Origin of the sequence: Pediococcus damnosus (assembly GCF_001437255.1) — a bacterium.
Lineage (GTDB): Bacteria > Bacillota > Bacilli > Lactobacillales > Lactobacillaceae > Pediococcus > Pediococcus damnosus.
The window spans coordinates 1-1,130 of the sequence record NZ_JQBD01000165.1 but is presented as its reverse complement, the minus strand read 5'-3'; the positions used below and the strand labels follow the sequence as shown (position 1 = coordinate 1,130).

The following is a 1,130-nucleotide window of genomic DNA, read 5'->3' as shown; positions in this document are numbered from 1 at the left end:
CAAAGTTTCAAAATATATAATACGAGGGAGTATATTATGTATCAATTATTAACTGATTCAGGTATTGATCTACCTTACCAATTGCTTGCTGATAATCACGTTGATTTTGTGTCAATGCATGTCGATATTGATGGTCAGGAATATACAGACGATTTAGAACATAAATTTGATCTCAATCATTTTTATCAACAAATTGCTAAAGGCGTAATGCCATCAACTGCCCAAATCAACATTGGTCAATTTGTCGAATTTTTTACACCTTACGTAAAAAAACAAATTCCAATTTTATATCTAGGCTTTTCATCAGGTTTAAGTGGCACGTTTAATAATGCAAAAAATGCTAAAAACATGCTTTTGCAGGAGTATCCGGATGCACAAATTTTCTTGGTGGATTCCCTTGCTGCAAGTTGTGGTGAAGGGTTAATGTTGCTGGATGCCATTGATAAGAAAAAAGCAGGTATGGGAATCACCGAACTGACTAACTGGCTTACAACTAACCGGTTACGTTATCGCCAGTGGTTCACGGTTAATGATCTTAATTACCTATATCACGGTGGCCGCGTATCTCGTGCATCAGCGGCAGTTGGGTCTATTCTTCAAATTAAACCAGTGATGGATGTTGATACAATGGGTTACTTACGCGTAGTCAGTAAAGTTAGATCCCGCCGAAGATCATTGAAAGAACTAGCAGACAATACGCTTGAGACATTAGAAAATCGGGATAATCCCAGAATCGTGATTGCTACGAGTCAAGCTGATGACGCTGCTAAATTAGTTTCTGATCACATCCACGAAAACATTCCCAAAGCCCAAATATTGATTGAACACATTGGACCAACCATTGGCAGTCACACTGGTTTAGGCTGTGTTGCTGTCTTCTCTTTGGGTAAAACAGATCGCCAATAACTACAAAAATTCAACATTTTTAATAATCGTTAATTAAGTATAAAAATACAGCAACTTAAAAAGAAATTTTTTAAGTTGCTGTATTTTTATATTTTTGTAAATTAATTCATGGATTTGAATTTATAAATTCGGCTATAAAACGATTCCTTAAAATCTGTTTTTTTTGCGAATTCCAATCAATTGAAACAAAGACGTTGTAAAAGGCACCCGTAAAATGTAGGAAA

At 35.5% G+C, this 1,130-nt stretch carries 1 protein-coding gene; it reads left to right on the top strand.

The window, feature by feature from the left end:
* Window positions 1-36: 36 nt before the first annotated feature.
* Window positions 37-906 carry a DegV family protein gene (locus tag IV84_RS10455; RefSeq protein WP_046872518.1) on the top strand — a complete coding sequence of 290 codons (870 nt, stop codon included), beginning with the start codon at window positions 37-39 and terminating at the stop codon, window positions 904-906.
* Window positions 907-1,130 lie beyond the last annotated feature (224 nt).